The organism is Paenibacillus suaedae (genome assembly GCF_032337355.1).
GTDB classification, from domain to species: Bacteria; Bacillota; Bacilli; order Paenibacillales; family Paenibacillaceae; genus Paenibacillus_B; species Paenibacillus_B suaedae.
Genome location: NZ_JAVYAA010000002.1, coordinates 887,169 through 911,874 on the forward strand (window position 1 = coordinate 887,169; position 24,706 = coordinate 911,874).

Annotated in this window: 25 protein-coding genes and 1 pseudogene; 1 reads left to right on the top strand and 25 read right to left on the bottom strand. The window is 47.6% G+C overall.

Annotation, left to right across the window (positions count from 1 at the left end; all coding sequences use genetic code 11):
- Positions 1 to 64: 64 nt before the first annotated feature.
- From RQP50_RS11855 to lspA, 6 genes are all read right to left on the bottom strand, one after another.
- Positions 65 to 973, bottom strand: a complete 909-nt coding sequence (locus tag RQP50_RS11855; RefSeq protein WP_315745605.1) for an aspartate carbamoyltransferase catalytic subunit — start codon at positions 971 to 973, stop codon at positions 65 to 67.
- A gap of 5 nt (positions 974 to 978) precedes the next feature.
- Complete coding sequence (pyrR, locus tag RQP50_RS11860; RefSeq protein ID WP_021256733.1) at positions 979 to 1,521, bottom strand: bifunctional pyr operon transcriptional regulator/uracil phosphoribosyltransferase PyrR; 543 nt, start codon at positions 1,519 to 1,521, stop codon at positions 979 to 981.
- Positions 1,518 to 1,850, bottom strand: coding sequence for a hypothetical protein (locus RQP50_RS11865; RefSeq protein WP_315745606.1), 333 nt, complete (start codon positions 1,848 to 1,850; stop codon positions 1,518 to 1,520). The genes pyrR and RQP50_RS11865 overlap by 4 nt, the downstream gene beginning before the upstream one ends.
- A 26-nt stretch (positions 1,851 to 1,876) precedes the next feature.
- Complete coding sequence (locus RQP50_RS11870) at positions 1,877 to 3,130, bottom strand: LL-diaminopimelate aminotransferase (protein WP_028531265.1); 1,254 nt, start codon at positions 3,128 to 3,130, stop codon at positions 1,877 to 1,879.
- Between the two features lie 198 nt (positions 3,131 to 3,328).
- On the bottom strand, positions 3,329 to 4,291 hold the full coding sequence (locus tag RQP50_RS11875) for an RluA family pseudouridine synthase (RefSeq protein WP_174807528.1): 963 nt from the start codon (positions 4,289 to 4,291) through the stop codon (positions 3,329 to 3,331).
- A gap of 26 nt (positions 4,292 to 4,317) precedes the next feature.
- Positions 4,318 to 4,830, bottom strand: a complete 513-nt coding sequence (gene lspA / locus RQP50_RS11880; RefSeq protein WP_072728863.1) for a signal peptidase II — start codon at positions 4,828 to 4,830, stop codon at positions 4,318 to 4,320.
- Positions 4,831 to 5,012: 182 nt separating this feature from the next.
- On the opposite strand from lspA, the gene RQP50_RS11885 reads away from it, so the two are divergent.
- Positions 5,013 to 5,759, top strand: coding sequence for a TraR/DksA C4-type zinc finger protein (locus tag RQP50_RS11885; protein WP_315745607.1), 747 nt, complete (start codon positions 5,013 to 5,015; stop codon positions 5,757 to 5,759).
- On the opposite strand, the gene RQP50_RS11890 is transcribed toward RQP50_RS11885, so the two are convergent.
- From RQP50_RS11890 to spoVE, 19 genes and pseudogenes are all read right to left on the bottom strand, one after another.
- Positions 5,753 to 6,040 (bottom strand): DUF5665 domain-containing protein, encoded by a 288-nt coding sequence (locus RQP50_RS11890; protein ID WP_051250047.1) that lies wholly within the window; start codon positions 6,038 to 6,040, stop codon positions 5,753 to 5,755. The two genes, RQP50_RS11885 and RQP50_RS11890, sit on opposite strands and share 7 nt — an antisense overlap.
- 361 nt (positions 6,041 to 6,401) lie before the next feature.
- A complete protein-coding gene (ileS, locus tag RQP50_RS11895) occupies positions 6,402 to 9,494 on the bottom strand; it encodes an isoleucine--tRNA ligase (protein ID WP_315745608.1) in 3,093 nt (1,030 codons plus the stop codon).
- Between the two features lie 80 nt (positions 9,495 to 9,574).
- A complete protein-coding gene (locus tag RQP50_RS11900) occupies positions 9,575 to 9,775 on the bottom strand; it encodes a hypothetical protein (protein ID WP_139070715.1) in 201 nt (66 codons plus the stop codon).
- 120 nt (positions 9,776 to 9,895) lie between these two features.
- Positions 9,896 to 10,387, bottom strand: a complete 492-nt coding sequence (locus RQP50_RS11905; protein ID WP_021256741.1) for a DivIVA domain-containing protein — start codon at positions 10,385 to 10,387, stop codon at positions 9,896 to 9,898.
- Positions 10,388 to 10,476: 89 nt separating this feature from the next.
- Positions 10,477 to 11,268: a YlmH family RNA-binding protein gene (locus tag RQP50_RS11910; protein WP_315745609.1), complete on the bottom strand. Its 792-nt coding sequence runs from the start codon at positions 11,266 to 11,268 to the stop codon at positions 10,477 to 10,479.
- A gap of 19 nt (positions 11,269 to 11,287) precedes the next feature.
- On the bottom strand, positions 11,288 to 11,560 hold the full coding sequence (locus tag RQP50_RS11915; RefSeq protein ID WP_036592436.1) for a YggT family protein: 273 nt from the start codon (positions 11,558 to 11,560) through the stop codon (positions 11,288 to 11,290).
- A gap of 2 nt (positions 11,561 to 11,562) precedes the next feature.
- Positions 11,563 to 12,015, bottom strand: coding sequence for a cell division protein SepF (locus RQP50_RS11920; RefSeq protein WP_021256744.1), 453 nt, complete (start codon positions 12,013 to 12,015; stop codon positions 11,563 to 11,565).
- A pseudogene (locus RQP50_RS11925) lies at positions 12,015 to 12,405 on the bottom strand (alanine racemase); the annotation flags it as partial. The pseudogene RQP50_RS11925 and the gene RQP50_RS11920, both read right to left, overlap by 1 nt.
- A complete protein-coding gene (gene pgeF / locus RQP50_RS11930) occupies positions 12,404 to 13,261 on the bottom strand; it encodes a peptidoglycan editing factor PgeF (protein WP_072728867.1) in 858 nt (285 codons plus the stop codon). The gene pgeF and the pseudogene RQP50_RS11925, both read right to left, overlap by 2 nt.
- Positions 13,262 to 13,310: 49 nt before the next feature.
- The gene (locus tag RQP50_RS11935; protein ID WP_036592529.1) at positions 13,311 to 13,598 is read right to left on the bottom strand and encodes a YlmC/YmxH family sporulation protein; all 288 of its coding nucleotides are present in this window, start codon (positions 13,596 to 13,598) and stop codon (positions 13,311 to 13,313) included.
- Between the two features lie 141 nt (positions 13,599 to 13,739).
- Positions 13,740 to 14,522 (bottom strand): RNA polymerase sporulation sigma factor SigG, encoded by a 783-nt coding sequence (sigG, locus tag RQP50_RS11940; RefSeq protein ID WP_005548072.1) that lies wholly within the window; start codon positions 14,520 to 14,522, stop codon positions 13,740 to 13,742.
- 130 nt (positions 14,523 to 14,652) lie between these two features.
- The gene (gene sigE / locus RQP50_RS11945) at positions 14,653 to 15,375 is read right to left on the bottom strand and encodes an RNA polymerase sporulation sigma factor SigE (protein ID WP_028531271.1); all 723 of its coding nucleotides are present in this window, start codon (positions 15,373 to 15,375) and stop codon (positions 14,653 to 14,655) included.
- A gap of 97 nt (positions 15,376 to 15,472) precedes the next feature.
- Positions 15,473 to 16,462, bottom strand: a complete 990-nt coding sequence (gene spoIIGA / locus RQP50_RS11950; protein WP_072728868.1) for a sigma-E processing peptidase SpoIIGA — start codon at positions 16,460 to 16,462, stop codon at positions 15,473 to 15,475.
- A 238-nt stretch (positions 16,463 to 16,700) separates the two neighbouring features.
- Positions 16,701 to 17,834: a cell division protein FtsZ gene (gene ftsZ, locus RQP50_RS11955; RefSeq protein WP_315745610.1), complete on the bottom strand. Its 1,134-nt coding sequence runs from the start codon at positions 17,832 to 17,834 to the stop codon at positions 16,701 to 16,703.
- Between the two features lie 52 nt (positions 17,835 to 17,886).
- Positions 17,887 to 19,131 carry a cell division protein FtsA gene (ftsA, locus tag RQP50_RS11960; protein WP_021256750.1) on the bottom strand — a complete coding sequence of 415 codons (1,245 nt, stop codon included), beginning with the start codon at positions 19,129 to 19,131 and terminating at the stop codon, positions 17,887 to 17,889.
- Between the two features lie 279 nt (positions 19,132 to 19,410).
- Complete coding sequence (locus RQP50_RS11965) at positions 19,411 to 20,343, bottom strand: cell division protein FtsQ/DivIB (protein WP_072728870.1); 933 nt, start codon at positions 20,341 to 20,343, stop codon at positions 19,411 to 19,413.
- 113 nt (positions 20,344 to 20,456) lie between these two features.
- Positions 20,457 to 21,740 carry a UDP-N-acetylglucosamine 1-carboxyvinyltransferase gene (gene murA / locus RQP50_RS11970; RefSeq protein ID WP_065292689.1) on the bottom strand — a complete coding sequence of 428 codons (1,284 nt, stop codon included), beginning with the start codon at positions 21,738 to 21,740 and terminating at the stop codon, positions 20,457 to 20,459.
- 744 nt (positions 21,741 to 22,484) lie between these two features.
- On the bottom strand, positions 22,485 to 23,591 hold the full coding sequence (gene murG / locus RQP50_RS11975) for an undecaprenyldiphospho-muramoylpentapeptide beta-N-acetylglucosaminyltransferase (RefSeq protein ID WP_065292690.1): 1,107 nt from the start codon (positions 23,589 to 23,591) through the stop codon (positions 22,485 to 22,487).
- 5 nt (positions 23,592 to 23,596) lie between these two features.
- Complete coding sequence (gene spoVE / locus RQP50_RS11980) at positions 23,597 to 24,694, bottom strand: stage V sporulation protein E (protein ID WP_021256754.1); 1,098 nt, start codon at positions 24,692 to 24,694, stop codon at positions 23,597 to 23,599.
- Between the last annotated feature and the right edge of the window lie 12 nt (positions 24,695 to 24,706).

The following is a 24,706-nucleotide window of genomic DNA, read 5'->3' on the forward strand; positions in this document are numbered from 1 at the left end:
GGTTGGTATTTTTCAATTTCATTCAATTTCAATCTATCGATTTCTTCTATATAAGATGTGATTCCTATGAGAGTGCTCGCTCCAGTACTGCCATCCGTACGGGAACCCCGTTTGCCATTTGCTCGAAGATTCGCGACTGTTCTGCTTCAACGACCTCGTCATCGATTTCTACATTGCGATTGACAGGAGCTGGATGCATAACAATCGCATGTTTCTTCATCAATGCGACGCGTTCAAGCGTCATGCCGTACTCTGACCGGTACGCCGCTGTCGAGTGCATCACTTCTGATTCATGACGCTCAAGTTGTACGCGAAGCATCATGACCACATCTGACTGCAGCGCCTCATCCATCGTCACAAACGGTGCATCCAAATCATGAGCACGCATATTGTCCGGTGCACAGAAGCTTACGTTCGCTCCGAACTTGCGAAGCGCGTATAAATTAGAGCGTGCCACTCGGCTGTGCTCAATATCTCCGACTATCGTGACATTCAGTCCATCTAGCTGTCCAAAATGCTTGCGCATTGTGTACAGGTCTAGGAGTGCCTGTGTAGGATGCTCATTATTCCCGTCGCCTGCGTTGATCAGCGGCATCTTGACGCGTTCCGCAATTTGTTCCAAGAGCCCAATCGGCTTCAAGCGGATAACCCCTGCATCCATGCCCATAGATTCGAGTGTTCGAACCGTATCGTAGATTGATTCGCCCTTCTCTACACTCGAGGAGGATGCAGAGAAGTTGATAACCTCTGCACCCAGACGCTTCTCGGCTACTTCGAACGAACAGCGGGTGCGCGTGCTGTTCTCGAAAAACATGTTGGCTACAAATTTATTTTTTAATGCATCTTGTACTTTAACATCCTGCCCATCCCAATGTGCGGCTCGATTCAAAATGGATTCGATTTCGAATCTGCTTAGTGACTTTAAGCCCAGTAAGCTGCGGTCTTTTACCGTACGTTCCAACTGTATTGTCATTACTGCTACCCCCTGTGGTGTACGATTTTCACTTCATCGATGCCGTCTAATTCCTTCAAGGCAACTTCAATCTCTTCGGTGCGTGAAGTCGGTACGTTTTTACCGACATAATCAGGTCGAATCGGCAATTCCCGATGCCCTCTATCTGCCAGTACCGCCAGCTGAATCATTTGCGGTCGGCCCTGATCCATTAGTGCATCCATTGCTGCACGAATCGTCCGCCCTGTATAGAGCACATCGTCGCACAAGATAATTTTCTTATCCTGTATTGGGAATGGCTCACTAATGTCTGCCGCCTCCCGCTCTTCCCGCTTCTTGTCATCGCGATATCTCGTGATATCCAACTCTCCGACTTGAATGTTCACATTCTCAATCAGTTGGATTCGTTCGGCAATGCGCCTTGCGAAGAAGATCCCTCTTGTCCGGATTCCGACAAGTACACAGTTTTCAATGCCTTTATTTCGTTCGAGAATTTCGTGTGCGATCCGTGTTAGTGCTCGTCGAATCGCTGCTTCATCCATAATGATGTTGAATTCGGTCGTGCTCATTTGGATTTTGTCTCCTTCCGTTTTCCCACCCTTACACGAGTAAGGACTGGGCTGTTTATCGATAGTGTGCGCAGATACAAAAAAACTCCTTGCCCGTAGGCAAGGAGTTTTGCATTCACGATATGCGCGGAAAGAAGCTGCATGAAGCTACAGCGCAGAAGTAGAAGCTCTTCGCGATCCATCATAGCTCTCGGCATCTGACGGACATGCTTCTTCCTTCCGCTCTTCACGTGTTCTTTCTCGTAAACGAGCGTTACCTTGCCAGTCTCACGGGACTGATTTAAAGGTCTTATTTGATTAACTGGATTATCCCACTTCTCACGATCCATGTCAAGTAATACTACTCATATAAATTTTAGAAAATATATTCAACGTCGGTAAGTCTGCGCTTGAGCTCACTCATTACACGCTTCTCTTCCGCCTCGCCCCGGGCTTGGAACGTAACTGAAAACCGAATAAAGCGTCCTGCATCATCCCAAGGCACTGTCGAGATTAACTTCTCTCGAATTAAATATTGGGAGAAGTCCTCAGCCGTTCTGAATTCTGGCCCTCCCTGTACCGCCTTTGGTGCTTCAACATAGAGGAAGAAGGAACCTTGCGGCTTAACGGCACGGAATCCCGCTTCATTAAGTGCTGCAACTAGCAGGTCATGACGGCGAGAGTATTTGTCAGCGATCGCTTCCGTAATCTCTGGATGAGCCAGGCCGTATGCAGCTGCCTTCTGGATCGCGATGAACTGGCCGGAATCGTTATTGTCCTTGACGTCACCGAATGCCTTCACTATGAGCGGATTGCCGGCAATAAAGCCAATGCGCCATCCCGTCATGTTGTACGACTTGGACAAGGAATGGAGCTCAACCCCAACGTCCTTCGCCCCAGGTACGCTCAAGAAGCTTAGCGGCTTGTTGCCGTCATAGGTCAACGCTGCGTAAGGGGCATCATGTACAATGATGACCTTATGCTGCTTCGCCCAAGCAATGGCCTTGGTGAAGAACTCAACACTCGCTACTGCTCCAGTTGGATTGTTCGGATAGTTCAAATAGAGCAGCTTGGCCCGTTGGCACACCTCTTCAGGGATAGCATCCAAATCAGGCAAGAAGTTATTGTCAGCCGTAAGCGGAATGTTATACACTTCTCCTCCTAAATATTTCGTGTGCGTACCCATTACCGGATAGCCAGGAACCGTCATAATCGTAATGTCCCCTGGATTGATGAAGCAGGAAGGCAGCATCGCAAGCGCTGGCTTCGTACCAATGGAATGAAGCACCTCAGTGTCTGGATCAATTCCTTCGACCTGAAATACTTCTTTCAAGTAGGTTGCCGCAGCATGCTTAAACTCTGCAATGCCATTATCAGCGTAACCGCGGTTTTCGGGCTTGGACGCTTCTTCTGCCAATGCAGCCACGATACCTGCGTCAGCCATTTCATCCGGTTCACCGACACCCATATCGATCAATTCCACATCAGGGAACTGTAATTTGGCAGCAGCCTTAGCTCGTTTGATCTTTTCAAATTTGTAGATATTCGTGTCTTTTCCGTAATTGGCTCCACCAATTCGCTCTGCAAATGTATGTTGAATATATGTGTTTTGATAAAATTCTGTCGTCATCTTATCCAGCCCCTTCTCCTGCACCAGTCTTATATCATCGGTTATGATGCCAATGTATTAACTATGCTTGATAATGACGACGAAAGGAATGAACGATCTCCAATACAATTTGCACTTTTTTCACACGAATATCAGAATACACACTATTTTACAACTAAATATCATGGTTTAATTTGCATAATTACGACTACACAGCAACTATCTATTGCGAATGGAATGAAGCAAGTTCTCCATGTCTTCCGGAAGCGGAGCATGAAGTTCCACAGTCTCCCCGCTTGCAGGATGTACGAATCCCAGCGTCATGGCATGTAATGCCTGTCCATTCATAGTCAGACCGCGCGTCCCTCGACTGTACATTGGATCCCCGACAAGAGGATGACCAATGAATTTCATATGCACACGGATCTGATGTGTACGACCTGTCTCCAATTGCAATTCAACAAGGGTCGCGTCTCCGAACCGCTCCATTACTTTAAAATGTGTCACTGCATGCTTGCTGTTATTCTCGGTTACGGTGTACATCTTCCGATCATGGGTATCACGCCCAATTGGGGCGTCGATTGTTCCTTGATCATGAGGCACATTCCCGTGCACAAGCGCCACATATTTCCGTGTAACCGAATGTTCTTTCAGCTGTGCTGCTAGGTGAACATGTGCGCGATCATGCTTGGCCGCCATCAGCAAGCCTGATGTATCCTTATCAATGCGGTGAACAATTCCAGGCCGAAGTTCGCCGTTAATACCAGACAAATCACGACAATGGAACATCAATGCATTAACAACCGTCCCCGAGGTATGTCCTGGTGCTGGATGGACAACCATTCCACGCGGCTTATTAATTACAATAACGTCCTTATCTTCAAAATATACATCCAGTGGAATATCCTCAGCTACAATATCAGCAGACTCCGGCTCAGGCATTGTCAGTGTGATGACATCTTCGGCTGCTACTTTATAGTTCGGCTTCACTGGATTACCATTCACGAGCACATGCTGATCACGTATCCATAGTTGGACTTGTGACCGAGAAACCTCTTCTTCAATTGACTCTGTAATAAATTTGTCGATCCGATCTTTGGCATTAGCCGACTCGACCGTCCATATGTATGGCTCTCGACCTTCGTCCCCTGCTTGTTCTTGCAATCGATGTTCTTCTGTCATTACTTACAATCCCCTCTATGCTAATCCTATGCTTGGTTCGATGAATGATCTTGTTGTTCTGCAGGTGTACCCGTGCCGGATTGATTCTCCCGCTTCACGGTAACGAGCGCATCAAGCAGTACCAGTCCTACGCCGATACAGATTCCCATATCTGCTACATTGAATATTGGGAACGTGTACGACCCGAAATTGAACTGCAGGAAATCAACAACTTCCCCTGTAAGCAGACGGTCGATAAAATTGCCGATCGCCCCACCTAAGATCAAGCTGAGTCCCAGTGGCAATATGACTCCACTCTGATGTTTAATCTTCTGCATATACCATACAAGTCCGATTACTACCACTGTCGTAACGACAATGAAGAACCAGCGTTGATTTTCTAAAATACTGAAGGCCGCCCCCGTATTCCGATGCGACGTAATCAAGAAAAAGTCACCAATTACCGAAATTTTTTCTCTCAGTTGCAAATTCGTAGCGATCATCCATTTGCTTACTTGATCAATCAGCAAAACAATAAAGGCGATAATATAGTACCACACGTGCCACAGTCACCTCATTTAATTTTTATTAAGTGTGAAAGAACTTGAAGCTGTGCTCATTGTATCACAGGAGCCGAACCCAAACCAATCCAACGCCTACGCCATTTACCACGCAGGAACGTCCTTCAACTTGCACATGCTAGACATAAGTTACGCCAACGCGAAAGGAGCGTTCTGCACGAATGAATCGACTATCCTCTGAACAATTAAACAGCTTGCAACAACAATTGCTGCAATCCAAGGCTCAGATCGAGCGCCGTCTTCATCACGGAGATCATTATGGTTTGTCCAATTCCTTACGTGAAAACACAGGAGAGCTGTCTACACTGGACAATCACCCCGCGGACGTTGGTACTGAGATGTTCGAGCGCGGTAAGGACATCGCACTAAATGAGCACGATGAAATATTGCTTGAACGCATTGATACTGCCCTATCCCGCATGGATAAGGGACAATACGGCAAGTGTGTTGTATGCGGCAGAGACATCCCTTATGAACGTCTTGAAGCCGTCCCTTCCACGATGTATTGCGTCGAGCATTCCCCTGAGCAGATTGTGTCCGAACGTCGGCCGGTCGAAGAACAGTTTCTTATGCCTCCATTCGGGAGGACTAGCCTTGACGAAGATACGCAAAATGGCTTCGACGGTGAAGATGCTTGGCAAATAGTCGAGTCCTGGGGGACATCCAATACACCTGCCATGCATGAAGAACGTGACGTCGATGATTATGGCAATCTCTACATCGAAGCATCCGAAGAACTCGATGGCTGTGTTGAAGCCTATGAGAGCTTTGTCGCTACGGATATGACAGGACGCCATGTAACTATCGTTCGCAATCGTCAATATCGTCAATATATGGATAACCAAGAGGGCGTCGGGTTATTCGAGCCTGATCAAGAATATGATGCCGATTACGATGGGAATCAATAGAACTTCGCATCAAGCTGATGTTGAACAATTCGTACAATGTCAGCGATAAAATCACCGATGATAGGCAGATTGAGCGCGCCTAAATATTGCAAAATGTAGACAATGATAGCCGTAAATAGCGTAAATCCAATCGCAATTCCAACACCGCGGGCCGCTCCACCCATGAGGTTCACCCAGATCAGCTTGCGCGGATTGAACAGCAATTCATTGTATTCTGAAATTCTAGACTTCTCCATCGCTTGTGCAATTTGCAGCGTATAATCATGAATGCTCTTCATCATTTTTTTAGCATCATCTTCATCTTGCGTAGTGGTGATGGATACGCCTGCTTTTGATTCTCCTTGGGTATCCAATGAACTCGAATCCGTCAATTGCTGCCCACTCTTGGTTGTGTGAGTATTGCCCCCTTGTTGAATTACTATTTGTTCACGCTCGGCACTTGGGTTCTGTGGATTTGTAGAATTGTTCGAATCATGCGCTGTCATGACATTTCCTCCTCTGTGAAAGCCGATGTACTGATCCCCTTATATCGCAAAAAGAGCGTGACCGAACAGATGGATTAACCATCTGCAAGGTCAACGCTCTCCCCCTCTTATTCGTCATAGACTCCCCTGAATTGGAAACATCTATACGCAGAAACTGCTACGCAATTGCGACTCGGATCGTCTTCTGTCCCAAATCAACGGATTCCATACCCTCTTGAGAACCAAACGACAAGTTCGCAACGAGTACGTTATCACGCAGTGTGGACTCGAACGCTTGAATCGCCGCTTGCAATTGCGCATCGACATCCAGAACGATATCGACCCGTTTCTCAATTGGCAGATCAAGCTTCTTGCGCAAGTCTTGGATACCGCGAACAACTTCGCGAACCCAGCCCTCTTGCTCGAGTTCCGGCGTAATCTCCGTATTCAATGCGACTGTAATTTGATAACCTGATGCTGATGCGAAGCCAGATTTCGCTTGCTTCTCAATCAGAAGCTCCTCACGTGTCACCTCGAAGCTTTCACCGTCTTGGTTCGTGAAGTTCCATACACCGGATTCGACGATACGACGAGTGTCCTCAGCAGCCATCGACTTCAAAGCGCCTTGCAGGACACCGACATTTTTGCCGTATTTCTTGCCGGCTACTTTGAGGTTAAGCTTCAATGTAAAATCAACAAAGCCGGAGTCGCTTGTCTCGAGGCGAATCTCCTTCACATTGATCTCTTCCTTGATGACTTCTTCATAAGCCTCCAGATGGAACTCTCGATCCATGGACACGATAAGTTCAGACAGCGGTTGACGCGTTTTGATGCCTGTTTCATTACGTACGTTGCGTGCCAGCTCAACGATTTCACGAGCTGTTTCCATATCGCGTTCCAATTCGGCATCTATCAAGGCTTGATCTGCAACAGGATAGTCAGCTAAATGCACACTCTCGCTTGTGCCGCCAAGATTCATGTAGATGTCTTCTGCAATCATCGGAGCATATGGCGCGATAAGTTTGGACAACGTGAGCAGAACACGGCGAAGCGTTTGGTAGGCGGACAATTTGTCCTCTGTCATCTCGCTGCCCCAGAAGCGGTCACGGGAACGGCGGATGTACCAGTTGCTCAACTCATCGATGTAAGACTCGATAGCTTTTGCCGGATTCAAGAAATCATTCGCTTGCAGTCCTTTGCTTACACTTGCGATCAGCGTATGCAAGCGAGACAAGATCCAACGATCCAGCTTGTTGTTCGATGGACGCTCTTCATATGCACTAGCATCATATTGATCAATGGAAGCATACAGCGCATAGAAGGCATGCGTGTTCACAAGCGTATCAATTACTTTGGATTTCGCTTCTGCTACGATTTGCTTCGAGAAGCGCTTCGAGTTCCAAGGTGCACTATCCGACAGCAATGCCCAGCGGAATGCATCTGTACCGTACTCATTGATAATATCCCATGGATCGATAACATTGCCCTTCGATTTGGACATTTTCTGTCCATTTTCATCGAGCACGTGACCCGTTGAGATAACGGCCTTGTATGGCGCTATGCCTTTATACAGCGTTGCAACGGCGAGCAAGCTGAAGAACCAGCCGCGAGTCTGGTCAATTCCTTCACAGATGATGTCTGCAGGGAACTGTTCTTCGAACTTCTTCTCATCTCCGAACGGATGATGGTGCTGAGCGAATGGCATCGAACCACTATCGAACCATACGTCAATAACTTCTGACGTACGTTCCATTACACCGTGTTCGCAATGTGGACAGTGCAGCTTAACTTCATCCACATATGGCTTATGCAGCTCCAGGTTCTCATCTACCGGCGACGTCGCACGATCGCGCAAGTCTTGATGGCTGTCTGGCGAGTATTCACCTTTACAGGATCCGCATACCCATACGTTTAGCGGTGTGCCCCAGTAACGGTTACGGCTAATATTCCAGTCCACCAAGTCTTCCAAGAAGTTGCCGAAGCGGCCTTCGCGAATATGACCAGGGTACCAGTCGACCTTACTGTTATTTGCTATTAATTGATCTTTAACCGCTGTCGTCTCAATGAACCACGATTCTGTCGCATAGTAGAGAAGCGGCGTTTTGCAGCGCCAGCAGAATGGATAGCTGTGCTCGTATTTTTCCTTGGAGTACAAGGTTCCGTTCTCAGACAGCTTCTTCACGATGTCGATATCGCAATCCTTCACGAAGCGTCCTGCAAAATCAGTAATCTCATCGTTATAGCGGCCTTGGGCATTCACAACACTGATGAAGCTGATTCCATTCTCACGGCAGCTCTTGTAGTCGTCTTCACCGTGAGCCGGGGCCATATGAACGATACCCGTACCGCTGGAATCTGTTACGAAATCAGCAGCGACGATAAGATGTCCCTTCTCGGGCACAACATATGGGAATGGAGCAGCATACGTCTTGCCAATGAACTCAGAGCCTTTATGCTCAGACAAGATCGTGTACTCGCCCTGCATCACATCTTCAACCAGATTTTTCGCAACGATATATACACCGTCTTCTTGCTGAACGCGAACATAATCCATGTTCGGATTCATGGCAAGTGCAGCGTGTGCTGGCAATGTCCACGGTGTGGTTGTCCAAGCAAGCACATATTCGCCATTGTCATGCAGCTTGAACTTCACAGTTGCAGACAAATCCTTCACCGTTTCATAACCTTGTGCTACCTCATGCGAACTGAGTGTCGTTTGGCAGCATGGGCAATATGGACTTACACGGTGCCCACGGTACAACAATCCTTTTTTATGAATCGTGGACAGGATGTGCCACACACTTTCAATATAGTTGTTATCAAGCGTGATGTATGGATCATCGAGATTCGTCCAGTACCCGATCGCTTCCGTAAGCTCACGCCACTGCTTCTCATATTCGAATACACTCGCTTTACATTTTTTAACGAATGCTTCTACCCCATAGTTCTCAATTTCCTGTTTGCCAGAAATGCCAAGCTGCTTCTCAACACCAAGTTCTACAGGTAGACCATGTGTATCCCAGCCCGCTTTACGCACGACACGATAGCCGGACATTGTCTTGTAGCGGCAAATAAAGTCCTTAATTACACGTCCGAGCACGTGCCCAATATGAGGCTTTCCGTTTGCTGTAGGCGGTCCTTCATAAAATACGAAATTAGGTTTGTCTGCGCGATGCTCGATGGACTTGGCAAATGTATCTTCCGCGTTCCATTTCGCCAATACACGCAGCTCCCGTTCCCGGGCGCGTTCTTTGACATCAACTTTTCTCACAGTGATACTTCCTTTCTTCGATACATAATTGAGGAAACAAAAAAAACCTCCTCCCAAAAAGGGACGAGGTTCTGCTCGCGTTACCACCCTTGTTCCGTCCAACAATGACTTACAACATTGTCGTACGGCACCTTCATCATGCATGCTTCTCCAAGCATACAAGCCCCCAATAACGGAGGGGATCCGGATATGCTTACTACGCCAGCCTTAATCCAACCAACTGCATTCGGCATATCTTCTCTGGGATGATGTCTGAACACGATTCGTTCGTCGGTTCTCACCTGCTCCGACTCTCTGAAGAACGGATGGGCGTGTCAGTGCGTTCCCGTCATTGAATATCACGTTATTAATACATATTTATATCGTGTTTTGCGGCAAATGTCAATCAGCCGCCCCTACGACTAATACAATTCTTTAACTTCCTTCACTTCTTCACGCTCAAGCGCATCCCAGCCGTCTTGATTGAGCAGCTCCATCTGAGCCTCAACCAATGTGCGGAAGCGTGCACGATAGATCGAGGATTGCTTCTTAAGCTCCTCAACTTCCAACGCAACTTTGCGCGACTTCGCCAGTGCATCGTTCACGATGCGATCTGCATTTTTCTCAGCTTCTTTGACGATAAGCTGTGCTTCCTTCTTCGCATTGCTCTTCACTTCATCCGCAGCTTCTTGTGCAACGATGATCGTTTTGCTCAAGGTTTCCTCAAGATTCGCGAAATGGTCAAGCTTGTCCTGCAAGGAGTTTGCATGGTTTTGCAGTTCCTTGTTCTCGCGAATTAGCGCTTCATAATCTTTAATAATCTGATCGAGGAACTCGTTAACAGCGTCCTCATCATAACCGCGCAGCTTGCGGCTAAATTCCTTGTTATGTATGTCTAGTGGTGTCAATGGCATCGTGTGCACCTCCTCAAAATTACAAAAGCATGCGGCAAATCATGTCTTTTCGAACCCTCTTAGCTGCAAACGTACAAACTACAGCGAGCTCAACGTGTATAAGTACCTACCGAAATACGCATGCGGCCTTTTTTCGATACGCCTTCAATTTCTATTACTTTGAATCGTCCGAACCCTTGCAAGGAGACAACATCCCCCGCTTGGAGCTGGGTGGACGGATTTTCTTCTACCTTCCAGTTCACCTTGCATCTCCCCGCCTTGATCGGGGTTACGATCTTCGTTCGGCTAAGTCTGAATACATCACTGGCAATACCATCCAATCGAAGGGATGCAACACTTATGGACATCATATTCAGCTCTGCATGAGCAGTCCGAAGCTCGGATAATGGGACAATCTCGGTCATTACATTCACGCGATGTACCTGACGCAGATGTGTATCGAGAAAAGCCCCAATTTCTTCTGTGATCACAATGTGGCAACGATCATCGTTAACGTGAATATCGCCAATTTTGTCTCGCTTTATGCCAAGCCCGAGCACAGCTCCCAAGAAATCGCCATGCTCAAGCTGCCCCCAATTGCGGTCGGAAGAAGTAATTTGAAGGACTTGCATCCCCATTTCTTCTCCGTCTGTGTATACATAATCGGGAGCAATGAGCGCACGCTTGCGTTCGGCCTGCTCATGCCCTCCATCCAAGCGCAGCTGAACATCAGCATTCCGATTGACCAATGTAGCCACAATAAAAGCTTGTCTCGGATCCAAAAAATCAGTACGACGGATCTCGTGGACTTGCGCCGCACGTTCCACCCACTCCGCAGCGCGATCGACAAACACACGCTCATCAGGGTGAAAGTGCGTATAAATATTTTCATTTGCTGTCATCACTAGCACTCACCTATTGCTAAATAAAATACTGAAGTACAGCAATTACACCTCTGTACACGAACTCAAGCGTGAACAATGCCACGATTGGGGAAATGTCCAGCATTCCGCCGATTGGCGGAATAATACGGCGGAACGGAGCCAAATAAGGCTCAACAATCTTGCCTAGAATCTCGCCGATAAAGCTCTCGCGTACATTAGGTACCCAAGACATCAAAATATAAACAATAATTAACCATCTGTATATGTTGAACAGGTAATACACGTATTCAGCAATCTGATACTCCAACAAGGTCACCTCGTTTGCATGTTTTCGTAATCGTCGTGTAGGATTTCTGTGATGGAACCTTGAATTTCAACCTGCTCGGGGGTACACACGAATATATTTCCACCAACCTTGGATATGTTTCCGCTTAATGCATAGACCGTGCCACTCAAGAAATCAATAATCCGAAAAGCTTGATCCTTCCGAACTCTTTGCAAATTCACGATAACCGAGCGACGTGAACGCAAGTGATCCGCAATCTCTTGGGCCTCATCATAAGAACGCGGCTCATATAGCACCATCTTGGAGGACTTCTGTGAGTGTATGCTCACTACATTAGCAGCCTTAGAGGATTTGCGCTGGTCAAAATTCGGCGCTTCTACCTCTTGCTCGTTCATATCCGTTACTACTTTCTCACGCTCAATGATTTCTTCTTCTTCTTGAAGTCCTAGAAAATTCATAAATCGGTTCATTACACCCATTACGTTTCCCCTTCCTTCCCAACTAGGACGGATCCAAATCTCAGCCATGTCGCCCTCTCTTCCACAGCGACTTCAAAATCATTGGGCATCCCCATCGATAAGTGCGGCAATGATATGGACAACGATGATCCAAATTCGTCTCGCAACTCACGTAATATGCCGTAATCTGCGAAATACGGGTCTCGTCTGTTCCGGTTCAGCTTCGTATGGAGCCATCGTCATTAGTCCAATCGGCTCAATATGAGGAAACGCGCGCAATTGCTCCACAAATGCCGCGGCTTGTTCCGGTTCTAATCCATGCTTGGATTCCTCACCCTAGATATTCACCTGGATGAAGCAGCGAATGTTCCGCCCTATAGCTTCGATTCGTTGCTGCAGCGTCATTCTGTCATCCCTTCTTCCAGCCAATCCAACTCATCATGCGACCGGTCGTCCCGCCCTCCATTCGGTGGGAATAGAACATATCTATATTGCAGCCGGTGCACAGTGTAGTACATTCGATATTTGTTGCCAAAATTCCTGCTTGGATCAACAAATGTCGATTCAATTCACGCAAATCAAGCATAGCATGCCCAGATGTTGTCGGACGGATGATATCATTCTGAACTTGCTCCGCTTGTGGATCGCCTGCGAGCACACGCCGCACTTCGCCAATTACGCGCTCGTCCACCTCATAGCAGCAGGAGCCAATCGATGGTCCAATCGCTGCTTGAATATGCTCAATACGGCAGCCAAACTGCTCCTGCATCTTATGTACCGTTGCAGCGCCAATATTGCTGACGGTTCCTTTCCACCCTGCATGTGCAAGACCGACCACGCGCTGGATCGGATCTAAGAACATCAATGGAACACAGTCGGCATAAAATGAAGTCAATAGAACTCCCGTAACATCAGTAACCAAAGAATCCGTATTTTGAATCGCATCTTCACGATTCAGCCTTCCTTTTCCTCGTTCTTCCTCTGTAACGACATGAACATGACTTCCATGCACCTGCTCACCACATGTCCATGCTTCAAATGGCATGCCGCACGCTTTGGCGACAAGCTCGCGATTATGGATGACATCTGCCTCATTATCGTGTACATGCAGCGCACAATTCAATGAGTTAAAATGCTCACTGCTCACGCCGCCATTTCTTGTTGTGAAACCAGCCGTCAACTCTGGATAAGCCTCTGTCCATTTCTTGACATTCAATAGGACAGGCCCTTCTGCTGCCTCAGGCTTCTGTAATTGAAATGGTTCCATGACGATAATCACCTCACCGTACAGTTTACCACAAACCGTACGGTGAAGCCTATTGTTTCTGTACAAAGGCAGTGCTGTCATATTCTTCAGTTCGCGCCTGCTTCATTTCCTCCATTTTCACCAGAACGACATCAGCGCCGATCTTCACAATATTTCGCCAAGGAATGATCAACTCGCTTCCGCCACCGAACAACCCCATGAACTTACTGTAATTGGGAACAACGATGGATTCAATTCTTCCCTGTTTCATATCGAGCTCTACATCGCTTACTTGACCTAATTTCTTGCCGTCGATAATGTTGATTACATCCTTCGTTTGAAAATCAGAAATTTTCATCGCAATCACCATTCCACCAGGAATTTGACCGTAGCCAGCGTACATACCTTAGTATATGAATGCATTGGGCAAAATGCCCTGACAGACATAAAAAAAAGCCGCCGCATAACCGCGGACGGCTTATCTGTTCAAACTAGGTATTTACGTGCGAACATGCTTCTGCATCTGATTGATTGCGGATTTCTCTAGCCTAGATACTTGCGCTTGTGAAATGCCAATCTCGTCTGCAACTTCCATTTGGGTTTTGCCTTCGAAAAAACGCATCGATAAAATCATCTTCTCACGTTCGTTCAACTTCCGCATTGCCTCACGCAGCACGATCTCTTCGATCCATGACACGTCCTTATTCTTCTCATCGCTAATTTGATCCATCACATAAATCGGATCGCCGCCATCATGATAAATTGGCTCGAACAAGGACACAGGATCTTGAATCGCATCAAGTGCGAACACGACATCTTCCTTCGGAACATTCAACGCCTCCGAGATTTCGTGAATCGTCGGTTCACGAGAATTCTGATTGGTTAAGGAGTCACGCACTTGCAATGCTTTATACGCGATGTCCCGCAAGCTTCTGGACACCCGGATTGGGTTATTGTCCCGCAAGTATCTGCGAATTTCTCCGATAATCATCGGAACCGCATATGTAGAGAATTTAACATTCTGACCAAGGTCGAAGTTGTCAATGGCTTTCATTAATCCAATACAGCCAACTTGGAATAAGTCATCAACGAATTCGCCTCGGTTGTTAAATCGCTGGATCACACTCAATACGAGCCTCAAATTACCGTTTACCAGCTTCTCCCGAGCCGATAGCTCATTTCGCTCCTGTAATGACACGAACAATTCCCTCATTTCGGCGTTCGTGAGGACGGGCAACTTCGATGTATCGACACCGCAAATTTCGACTTTGTTTCGGGTCATTCGTATTACCTCCCAGGGATGAAACATTAATGTACATTATCTCCCCGGGGTGCTTTTTTATTCCTGCGTTTCCTCCGCCTGATTAGTTCCGATTGAGCCGTATTCCGCACCCGTTCAAGCAGTGAAACGTTTACACCATCTTATTAAATTCTTTGCGCAAACGCTTAATAATCCGTTTCTCAAGCCGGGAAATATACGACTGGGATATGCCCAGCATATCGGCCACATCCTTCTGTGTCTTCTCTTCTCCATCTGTCAATCCGAAGCGCAGCTCCATGATCATTCGTTCCCGATCACTTAGCTTATCCAAGGCTTTGTGCAGCAGTTTGCGGTCAACCTGCTCTTCAATATTTTTATAAATTGTATCGTTCTCTGTGCCGAGCACATCCGATAACAGCAATTCGTTGCCATCCCAATCAATATTGAGCGGCTCGTCGAAGGATACTTCCGTTCTTGTCTTGCTGTTACGTCGCAAATACATCAAAATTTCATTTTCGATACAGCGCGATGCGTACGTAGCAAGCTTGATTTTCTTTTCTGGATCAAAGGTGTTAACAGCCTTAATCAGTCCAATAGCACCAATCGAGACCAAATCTTCAATATGGATGCCTGTATTTTCAAATTTGCGCGCAATATAAACAACGAGACGCAAATTACGCTCAATCAACATTGCTCGTACTGCTGACTCCCCGGTCGACAGCCGTGACAGCAAAAATTCCTCTTCTTCCCTGGTTAATGGTGGAGGCAGAGCCTCGCTTCCGCCAATATAATAAATCTCATCCCGCTTCAGTCCTAGCCAGAATAACAGCCGATAATAGTGAAGCTGCATCCTCAGTTTCCATTGCAAACGCATCGCCAATCCTCCTACAACTTAGTGATGACAGGGTCGTTCGTATAGGTACATCAGTATAATCGATAGAATAATAGCAATGTTCATCCTAGCAGGCCGCTTACGAAGCGCGGTGAGTAGAATCCGGCATAGCATGATAGGCAGACTCATTCTCTGAAGTTTGCAGCAAATCTGGATGCACGATAGCTTGGAAGGCACCATCATGTGACAATGTCCCGCCATCCAACCCGATAATTACTTTCGTACATAGATAAGTCTCGTTCTCTGTGCGTATCCGAACCGAATCCGGACGCAGTCCCATCATCCACTGCATGTCACGATTCACCCCACGATAAGGGATGAGCCGCAGCCGGGATTCGTCCAGCATTCCTCCGTCTTCACTTGTTCCCTTCCAAGACTGAAGCATATCAAATGGCTGCTCTGACCGAAGCCTCTTCAACCATTCAGAAGGCAGAACGCCCTCCCACAGCCTCGACTCCGTTACTACTACAGGCGCTCCTCCTAGTGGGTCTCGCAGATGATTTCCCGTATCTACGAGTCCTGTACAATGTCGAACTGTATCGCCTATATAGATATCCAATTGCACCAGCTGCTTCACTACCTGCTGCTGTCTTGCACTATGTCGCCATACGAGACGGAATAATGCGTAAGAGGCAGGAAGAGCTACTACGAGAAAGCCGATTCCAGCTTGAAAGGTAGTGCGATGAGCATCCATCCATTGTGTCGCACGATCGGATATTGTCCAAGCCCGCGCATCCTGCAGCAAATATTGCAGCCCAAATGCCCCGCCAGCAATGACAAAGGCCGAAAAATAAAAGACAGCAATATTTTTAAGAAAATATCCGGCATTCTGAAATCCAAACGCCAAGATGATCATAAGTATAGATAAGAGTAATTTGCCAACATACGTATAGAGGATCGGATAAGAAGGAATAAAGAGCACTGCTGCATACGCAGTACCCAAGCCTGCTGCGGCAACGATCCGCCAGCGCGAAAACGGGATTCCGCGGATCTTCGCAGTCATTCGCAGCAGCGTCCAATCCAATACTAAGTTTAGGCCGAATAGAAGATCGGCATAGATGACGGTCAATGCGCTTCCCTCCTTTTTCTGCCGCCAACTATTGGGAAGTTATTAATTAGTATAAAGAGTGATGTATTCGAAGTCTGTCTAATGATGGGTGTGGAATGGCACTTTTTTTGTCGATCATTCCAATCTTCATCGGGAAGGATCATTAGATAACAGCGCTAGTCGCCGTCGGAGGCAGTTATGGAAAATGCAAAAAGCGTCTGCCCTTAACGGGCAAACGCTTATAGTAAAGTAGTACGTATTATTCGTTATTTGTGCTGCGTGGACGGTTACGCAAAAACGTCGGAATATCCAGCTGATCAGACGCTGGTTGATTGCCGAACGGGCGTAATGTAGACGAGGAACGAGATTCCTGAGATTCGCCAGAGCTTGAACTAGTCGAGCCAGTAGCTGGACGACGTCCTGGAATTGGCGCAGCCGCCTTGCTCTCGAATCCTGTCGCAATAACCGTAACTTTAATATCGTCCTTCATATTCTCATCGATGATCGCACCGAAGATCATATTTACTTCCACATCGGAAGCTTCCGTAACGATTTCTGCTGCTTCATTGACTTCATACAAGGACAGATTTGCGCCACCTGTAATGTTCATGATAACACCACGAGCACCATCAATGGAAGTCTCGAGCAATGGGCTCATGATCGCCTTGCGTGCAGCTTCAGCAGCACGGTTCTCACCGTTCGCAACACCAATCCCCATCAAGGCAGAACCACGCTCAGTCATAATCGTCTTCACGTCCGCGAAGTCCAAGTTGATAAGACCTGGTACCTGGATCAAGTCAGAAATACCTTGCACAGCTTGACGGAGTACGTTATCAACCTCGCGGAAAGCTTCCAGCATTGGTGTCTTCTTGTCTACGATTTCTAGCAAACGGTCATTCGGGATTACGATAAGCGTATCTACCTTTTCCTTCAATGCTTCGATACCGATTTCTGCTTGCGAAAAACGCTTGCGGCCTTCGAATGTGAATGGACGCGTAACGACACCAACAGTCAATGCGCCGCATTCCTTCGCGATCTCAGCAATTACAGGAGCAGCACCAGTACCTGTTCCGCCTCCCATACCGGCAGTAACGAATACCATGTCCGCACCTTTCAGTGTATTGCTGATCAACTCGCGGGATTCTTCCGCAGCCTTCTTCCCTACTTCTGGGTTCGCACCTGCACCAAGACCGCGCGTCAATTTGTCGCCGATCTGCAGCTTGTGCTCGGACTTCGCAAAGTGAAGCGCCTGCGCATCCGTATTTACTGTAATAAATTCAACGCCCTGAACGCCATTATCAATCATTCGGTTAACCGCGTTGCTACCGCCGCCACCGACACCAATAACTTTAATTTGGGCCAACTGTTCCATTTCAAATTCAAATTCCAACATGAGTCCTCCATCTCCTCTTCATTGTGCACCGATGGCCTGAAGTCAACTTTTATTAAATGAATTCACTAAACATATTTTTTAACCGATCAATGAAGCTAGGTTTGTTTGATGATTCCATTGGAGTTGGCTTCCGAGTTGCCGCTTTCTTGGCGCCACCTGCACTGCGTGGACGAACGGAGCGCAACACATGATGCAATACCCCAACACCGCTTACGAATCCTGGATCGCGTACACCAATAAAGTCAGGTACCGCAATTCGTACCGAAGTCTGCATGGCAGCTTGGGCGGACTTCAGAACTCCAGGCATAGAGACTGTGCCTCCAGACAGAATATACCCACCTGGCAGCTCCGTGAAGCCTAGTCGCTTCACTTCATTTTTGACAAGCTGGAATATTTCTTCCATACGCGGTTCGATGATGTTGGCAAGGAATACTTGATTGAATTCCTTCTCCACATTGCTGCCGATACGCGTTACTTTGAACACATGATCCTCTAGCGCGTCCTCAATCCATGCACAGCCGAACTTCAGCTTTACTTTCTCTGCATGGTCAGACATGGTTCGAAGACCATATGCGATATCGTTCGTAACGAAGTCCCCGCCAATAGGCAATGTAGACGTAGCAGCAAGCGTTCCATCTTGGAACACAGCAATAGTTGTAGCACCTGCACCGACATCTACAAGGACGGAGCCCATCATCTTCTCATCTTTAGACAATGCCAACTGCCCTCCGGCAAGAGACATTAATATTAGATCCTTGACATGCAAGCCAGCCTTCTCCACACAACGCAACAAGTTATGTACAGCTGTCTTCGCCCCAGTTATAATCGTGGCATCGACTTCCAAGCGAACACCTATCATGCCTCGAGGATCATGAATATCCTCCAGTCCATCAACAACATATTGCTTTGCAACCACGTCGATGATTTCACGTTCTGGTGGCAAAGCAATAACTTCTGCTGCTTTGAGCACACGCTCAATATCCTCTTCGCCAATCTCACGGTCTTCATTCGATACCGCGACAACTCCATGGCTGGATTGCAAGCCGATATGATTGCCTGATATGCCTACGTACACTTCCGTAATTTCAATGCCGACCATTCGCTCCGCATGCTCTACCGCATTACGAATTGACTGGACAGTCTGATCAATATCTACAATCGCACCTTTGCGAATACCTTCTGAGTCAGCAGATCCAACGCCGATAATTTGCAGCGTTCCGTTGTTAATTTCCCCGATGATAGCGCGCACTTTGGATGTACCGATGTCCAAACTCACAATGATGTCATTGCTGCTCAACCCGTGGCACCTCCTAGTTCCCAATCAATTGGTATGTTTGTATCCCCGGACACTTTGTATGTATTCAACAAAGTTTAGTCATTCCCTCTTTTTTCTACAAATTTTTTGAAGACAAATTCCTTCCATATAAGCAGTAACCGTCTTCTTTCTTAAAAACGTGAAGAAAAAAGAAGGAGAGAACGGAAATACCCATAAGTTTTATTCTAGCATTTTTTCCGTTTATTGAGTAGAGTTTTTTTATCTCTCCATATTTTGCTCATTCATGGATGAACCATTGTCTTATTCCGTTTCCTTGTTTGTTTCTTGGCCTTTCTCAGGTTCCTTTATATCATTCTCTGCGTCAGCTCCTTTTTCCTGCTCAGATCCACGTACTTTCTCATTTGTATTCTCTGAGCCGGTGCCTTCCTTATTCTGCTCTGAGCTTTCAGCTTCTCCCTTGTCCTCTTTGGCTCCCTCGAGAGCCTCGATGTCATTTGGCAGGCTGGAATACGGAATATACGAGTCTGCCTTCAGCATCGTTATCCGTCCAGGAGACTGAGATTCCACGACACCGCTCAAGTAAGCTATCTTATCAGGAAGTAGAGGCACAGTCGTAACCACTTCGAACCCAGAACGTGTATACATCTTAATCCGATCAGGATAAGAAGAGGACGGGTAGTAGCGGATCTCCGAAATATCAGCCAGCAGCCCTCTTGGCGTAGCCGCAAGTGCCTTGCTTAGCTCGGTCTTCAATTCGGCTTGACCTTCCCACTGTGTAAGAACCGGCTTCTCCAGTACAAGCTTCTGCTTGTCCTTCAGCGAGATCACCGCACCATTCTCCAAGCATGCTTGGATGCTCCCATCTTCCGTCAACTCATAAGCAACTGGAGCATATTCTTGAATATAAATTTCAATGACACTTGGGAACTGCTTGTCCACTTGAACCGATTTGACAAATGGGAACTCCGCCTTGATTCGTTCCGCAACAGAACTTTCACTCGTTCCGAAATACGGTTCACCCGGCTTCACACCACTGCTGCTGCTTAATTGTTCATAACTGACGAGGTGATTCCCAATCCAGCGAACTTCTTTTATTTTACTGATTGATGACCTGAAGAACAGGACAACAAGCAGCACAACTAGAAGGAAGAGGAGCAGCCATTTCACTCTGACACCTATCCGTTTCTTCCTCACCGGCTTATCAGGCAGCGGGGGTATCGTTCTCAATGACACTGGATTCATCCCCTTCTATCAATACACATTTCAAAGTAACTAGAAACATCAATACGAGAATTACTACAGTCCCCTTCCGTATCAAAGAAGGGGACCGAGTATAAATTATTGCATTATCCGTTGGCAATATCAAGCTTAGGCACAGACGTGATTCGTTCAATCTTCGCGCCGAGCCTAGTAAACATATGCTCGATACTATCGTATCCGCGATCAATGTGATGAACATTCTCTACGACGGTACGACCGCTTGCGGCAAGCCCAGCAATAACGAGCGCCGCTCCTGCGCGCAGGTCGGTTGCCTCGACTGTCGAACCATACAATTCTGGCACACCTTTGATAAATGCATTACTCAGATCAACCCGAATATCTGCTCCCATTCTGGCGAGTTCCTCGACATGCCGGAAACGGCCTTCAAATACCGTCTCCTTCATCACACTTACCCCATCAGCAAGTGACAGTAACACCATCAGCTGAGATTGCAAATCAGTCGGGAACGCAGGATATGGCGACGTTACAATTCGCTCTACAGCCTTCGCTCTACCAAAGCTAGTTACGTTGATTATACCATCACTCGTTGCGATCTGAACACCGGCGCGGCGCAGGATATGGATTAGCGAAGTCAAGTGGCTCGCATGCGCATTGGTCAGCGTTACTGCTCCTCGGGTTGCCGCAGCGGCTATCATGAGCGTACCCGCTACAATGCGATCAGGCATCACTTCATATTGGCTTCCTCTTAGCTTCGTAACGCCTTCAACGACAATTGTGTCTGTACCGGCTCCTGACACCTGTGCACCCATGCTGTTCAGAAAATGCTGCAAGTCAACAATTTCCGGTTCTCTTGCTGCATTCGTTATAACACTCGTTCCTTCTGCGAGAACGGCTGCCATCATCACATTCTCCGTAGCACCAACACTTGGAAAATCAAGATGAATATCTGTCCCAATGAGCCGTTCTGCACGGCATGTGATTCGATTGCCGCAATGCTCCAGCTCTGCGCCTAATGACTGCAGTCCACGCAGATGCAGATCAATCTTCCTCTCACCGATTGCACAGCCACCTGGCTGATAGATGTGAACCTCCTTAAACCTTGCAAGCAGCGGCCCCATCAAGAAAATAGAAGAACGCATCTGGCGCATCAAATCCTCCGGCACATGCGTGGAATGGGCGCCTGACGTATCAATGGAGACCGTCCCTCCATCTTGGATCGTCCTGCAGCCCAGACTTCGCATAATGTGCTGCATGACCTCGATGTCTAGCAATTGCGGAACGTTCTCTAGCCTAACGATGCCATCGGTTAGAATCGAGGCTGCCATAATTGGTAAAGCGGCATTTTTAGCTCCTTGGATACGAATCGTACCAGATAGAGGCCTTCCACCCTCAATCACCAATTTGTCCAATGTGTCACCTCCGAGATTACCGCTCACCCACTACTCGATTTTCGGCACCAACGCTGCATGATTGTATCTCTTGTATCATCTGTTGAATGCACGCTATAAGGGCAAGCACGTCTGACGCTGTTGCTTGACCGGTGATAACAATGAAATTGGCATCCCCTATGCTGAAGAGCTTAGCGTCGCATTTCCGACAAACCTGTTAAGCAGCGCAGAGGGCCGTATGCGAAAAATGCACAGGTTCCGTCATTTCACTCACCAATTTCCCTATCCCAGTTCAATCTCAGCAGTATCAATTATTCGTGACACATCCGACCCCTTCGCTCCTGCACTCATGGATACGGCGCTTCAGACCGTTCATGAATGCGCTCAGCATATTCAAGCCTCGACAGCTCTACACTGTGTGTGGATAGCTCCATCTTCATGAATGGAGGGTCGCTCCAGCATACCAATTTGCCTTCCTCGCTTCCGTGGCAAAGCCACGCCACACCATCTCACAAGGATTGTGAGCTGCCGCCAGCTATACTTAGGTTCATATTCACAAGCCGTGCAATCTTGAAGAGTGTACGACGAGGCAGCGGTCTGGGGGAATCTGTCACGATGTATAGAGTATATTATGTTCGGGCGAAACGTTGTGTGACAGGAGCCCATTCCCGATTCTTCTACTATATGACGTCCTGACAATTTCAGGACAATAGCTGCATCAAACCCCTTAAGCTCGTAAATTAGGCACAAAAAAATCGGGCAAGCTTACTTGCCCGATAATCGTTGTAATTCAGCTACTACTCTTGCAGCTGCGTCTGGCTGTCCAAAAGACTTGGCAGCGTCAGACATGTTTTTTCGCTTCGCTTCATCAGTCATCAACGACTTGATATGGCCGAACAAAGCTTCTGTCGACAGTTCTTTCTCGGTAATCATAATGGCTGCTCCCTCATCCTGCAAGGAGCGCGCATTCGCTTCCTGGTGATTGTTCGTCACATTTGGCGACGGGATCAAGATGGAAGGAATTCCGAGAGCAGTCATCTCTGCAAGTGAAGAAGCTCCCGCTCGACTGACAGCGAGCGTTGTTGCCGCAAGCACTTCAGGCATGTTGCTGATGTAAGGCAGGACATGCAGATGATTGCGAACTGCATCACTCGTCTGCAGCACAGCCTTCCGTGTATTTTCATAATAGTTCTGCCCCGTCACATACACGAAGTGTACATCCGGCAATTGCTTCAGTAATGGCACCATGCCGATCATCGCTTCGTTCACTGCCTTTGCACCTCGGCTACCGCCTACGATAAGGACAATTCGGCTGTCGCTCGGCAATCCGAGAGTCGCGAAGCCGCGTGCTTTCTCCGCTTCCATCACTGCCGTTGCTCGCGGATTCCCACAATAGACTACGTTTTTTGCTTTCTTGAAATACGGAGCAGATTGCTCGAAGCTAACCGCAACTGTACTCGTATATCGGCTTAGAAACGTATTCGTCAAGCCTGGAATCACATTCTGTTCATGAATGACGGTCGGAATTCCAAGCTTCGCTGCAGCGTATACAACGGGACCGCACACATATCCACCCGTTCCAACGACTACATCAGGCTTGAATTCTCGCAGCATTTCTTTGGCCTTGCCTACACCGCGAATGAAACGCATGATCGTCTTGAAGTTTTCCATTGAAAGCTTGCGGCGAAATCCTGTAATTTCAATCGCCCGAAAATCCAAGCCCTCTTCAGGAACGAGACGGCTCTCCAATCCCTTCTCTGTTCCGATATATAAAAAAGCGCTGCCGGGATACTGCTTCTCGCATTCCCTTGCAATGGCAACTGCCGGGTAGATATGTCCACCTGTCCCGCCACCGCTGAGCACGACGCGCATGACTTTCACCTCGCATAACGTGATATATTCAGTAAAATTCCTAGTGCAGTCAGCATTAAGGTCAGCGACGAGCCACCATAACTAATTAATGGAAGCGTTATTCCCGTAACTGGCATGAGTCCAATTACGACACCAATATTGATGATCACTTGAACTGCCACAATTCCAACAATGCCTGCCGCCAGCAGGCTGCCGAATTTATCAGGCGCCGTCAGAGCAGTTCGCATACCTCGCCACACTAAGATAAGAAATAAAATCAAAACCGTAACTGCACCTAAAAATCCTAGTTCCTCTGCTAAAATCGAGAAGATAAAATCAGTTTGCGGCTCAGGCACATAGCTGTATTTCTGGCGGCTTGCACCGAGGCCAAGTCCCATAAGACCGCCTGGCCCTATAGCAAATAACGACTGAATCGATTGGTATCCAGCCCCCAGCGGATCCTGCCAAGGATCAAGAAATGCGGTAATCCGCAGAAGCCGATAGGGCGCAGCGAGCACGAGTCCAACGAACCCAGCTACCCCAACTGCAGCAAGCGACAGCAAATGCTTCATTTGAGCTCCCGCCACAAAAATAACAAGCAGCACCGCACCAACCATGACCGTTCCTGTACCGAGATCCGGCTGCAGCATGATAAGTCCGAACGCCGTTCCCATAATCGCAAGCGGCGGCAGCAACCCCTTTGTAAAGCTCGTAATGCTCGTTTGCTCCTCGGAGAGCATTTTGGCCATGAACAGAATCATCCCGAGCTTCATAAACTCGGACGGCTGTATGCCAAACGAACCGATGCCTAGCCAGCTTCGCGCCCCACCCCGAACATTGCCGATTCCCGGAATGAGAACAACAATCAGGAGCACGAAGCAAATAAGAAGTCCAATCTTCGCATATCGCTTCCATACGCGATAGTCCGTATTCATCGTAACGAACATCGCAGCAATCCCCAGCAGAGCAAACAGCAATTGACGCTTAACGAAGTAGAACGAATCTCCATATTCCCGGAAGGCGAGAACAGCACCGGCGCTGTATACCATAATCATACCGATCGATAGCAGGGACAGTACCGAGACGATTAGCCACAAATCGGGCGCAGTGCGTGCTTTGACCATGCGGTACACCTC

What these genes read in the sequence shown, in the direction of transcription:
- RQP50_RS11855 (WP_315745605.1), bottom strand. Translation starts at nt 973, where the DNA reads ATGACAATACAGTTGGAACGTACGGTAAAAGACCGCAGCTTACTGGGC.
- RQP50_RS11890 (WP_051250047.1), bottom strand. Translation starts at nt 6,040, where the DNA reads ATGATGAAGAGCATTCATGATTATACGCTGCAAATTGCACAAGCGATG.
- spoVE (WP_021256754.1), bottom strand. Translation starts at nt 24,694, where the DNA reads ATGGTCAAAGCACGCACTGCGCCCGATTTGTGGCTAATCGTCTCGGTA.
- sigE (WP_028531271.1), bottom strand. Translation starts at nt 15,375, where the DNA reads ATGCGTTTGCAATGGAAACTGAGGATGCAGCTTCACTATTATCGGCTG.
- pgeF (WP_072728867.1), bottom strand. Translation starts at nt 13,261, where the DNA reads ATGGAACCATTTCAATTACAGAAGCCTGAGGCAGCAGAAGGGCCTGTC.
- RQP50_RS11885 (WP_315745607.1), top strand. Translation starts at nt 5,013, where the DNA reads ATGAATCGACTATCCTCTGAACAATTAAACAGCTTGCAACAACAATTG.
- pyrR (WP_021256733.1), bottom strand. Translation starts at nt 1,521, where the DNA reads ATGAGCACGACCGAATTCAACATCATTATGGATGAAGCAGCGATTCGA.
- RQP50_RS11870 (WP_028531265.1), bottom strand. Translation starts at nt 3,130, where the DNA reads ATGACGACAGAATTTTATCAAAACACATATATTCAACATACATTTGCA.
- RQP50_RS11920 (WP_021256744.1), bottom strand. Translation starts at nt 12,015, where the DNA reads ATGGGTGTAATGAACCGATTTATGAATTTTCTAGGACTTCAAGAAGAA.
- RQP50_RS11875 (WP_174807528.1), bottom strand. Translation starts at nt 4,291, where the DNA reads ATGACAGAAGAACATCGATTGCAAGAACAAGCAGGGGACGAAGGTCGA.
- RQP50_RS11935 (WP_036592529.1), bottom strand. Translation starts at nt 13,598, where the DNA reads ATGAAAATTTCTGATTTTCAAACGAAGGATGTAATCAACATTATCGAC.
- RQP50_RS11905 (WP_021256741.1), bottom strand. Translation starts at nt 10,387, where the DNA reads ATGCCATTGACACCACTAGACATACATAACAAGGAATTTAGCCGCAAG.
- RQP50_RS11865 (WP_315745606.1), bottom strand. Translation starts at nt 1,850, where the DNA reads ATGGATCGTGAGAAGTGGGATAATCCAGTTAATCAAATAAGACCTTTA.
- murG (WP_065292690.1), bottom strand. Translation starts at nt 23,591, where the DNA reads ATGCGCGTCGTGCTCAGCGGTGGCGGGACAGGTGGACATATCTACCCG.
- RQP50_RS11910 (WP_315745609.1), bottom strand. Translation starts at nt 11,268, where the DNA reads ATGACAGCAAATGAAAATATTTATACGCACTTTCACCCTGATGAGCGT.
- ftsZ (WP_315745610.1), bottom strand. Translation starts at nt 17,834, where the DNA reads ATGTTGGAATTTGAATTTGAAATGGAACAGTTGGCCCAAATTAAAGTT.
- sigG (WP_005548072.1), bottom strand. Translation starts at nt 14,522, where the DNA reads ATGACCCGAAACAAAGTCGAAATTTGCGGTGTCGATACATCGAAGTTG.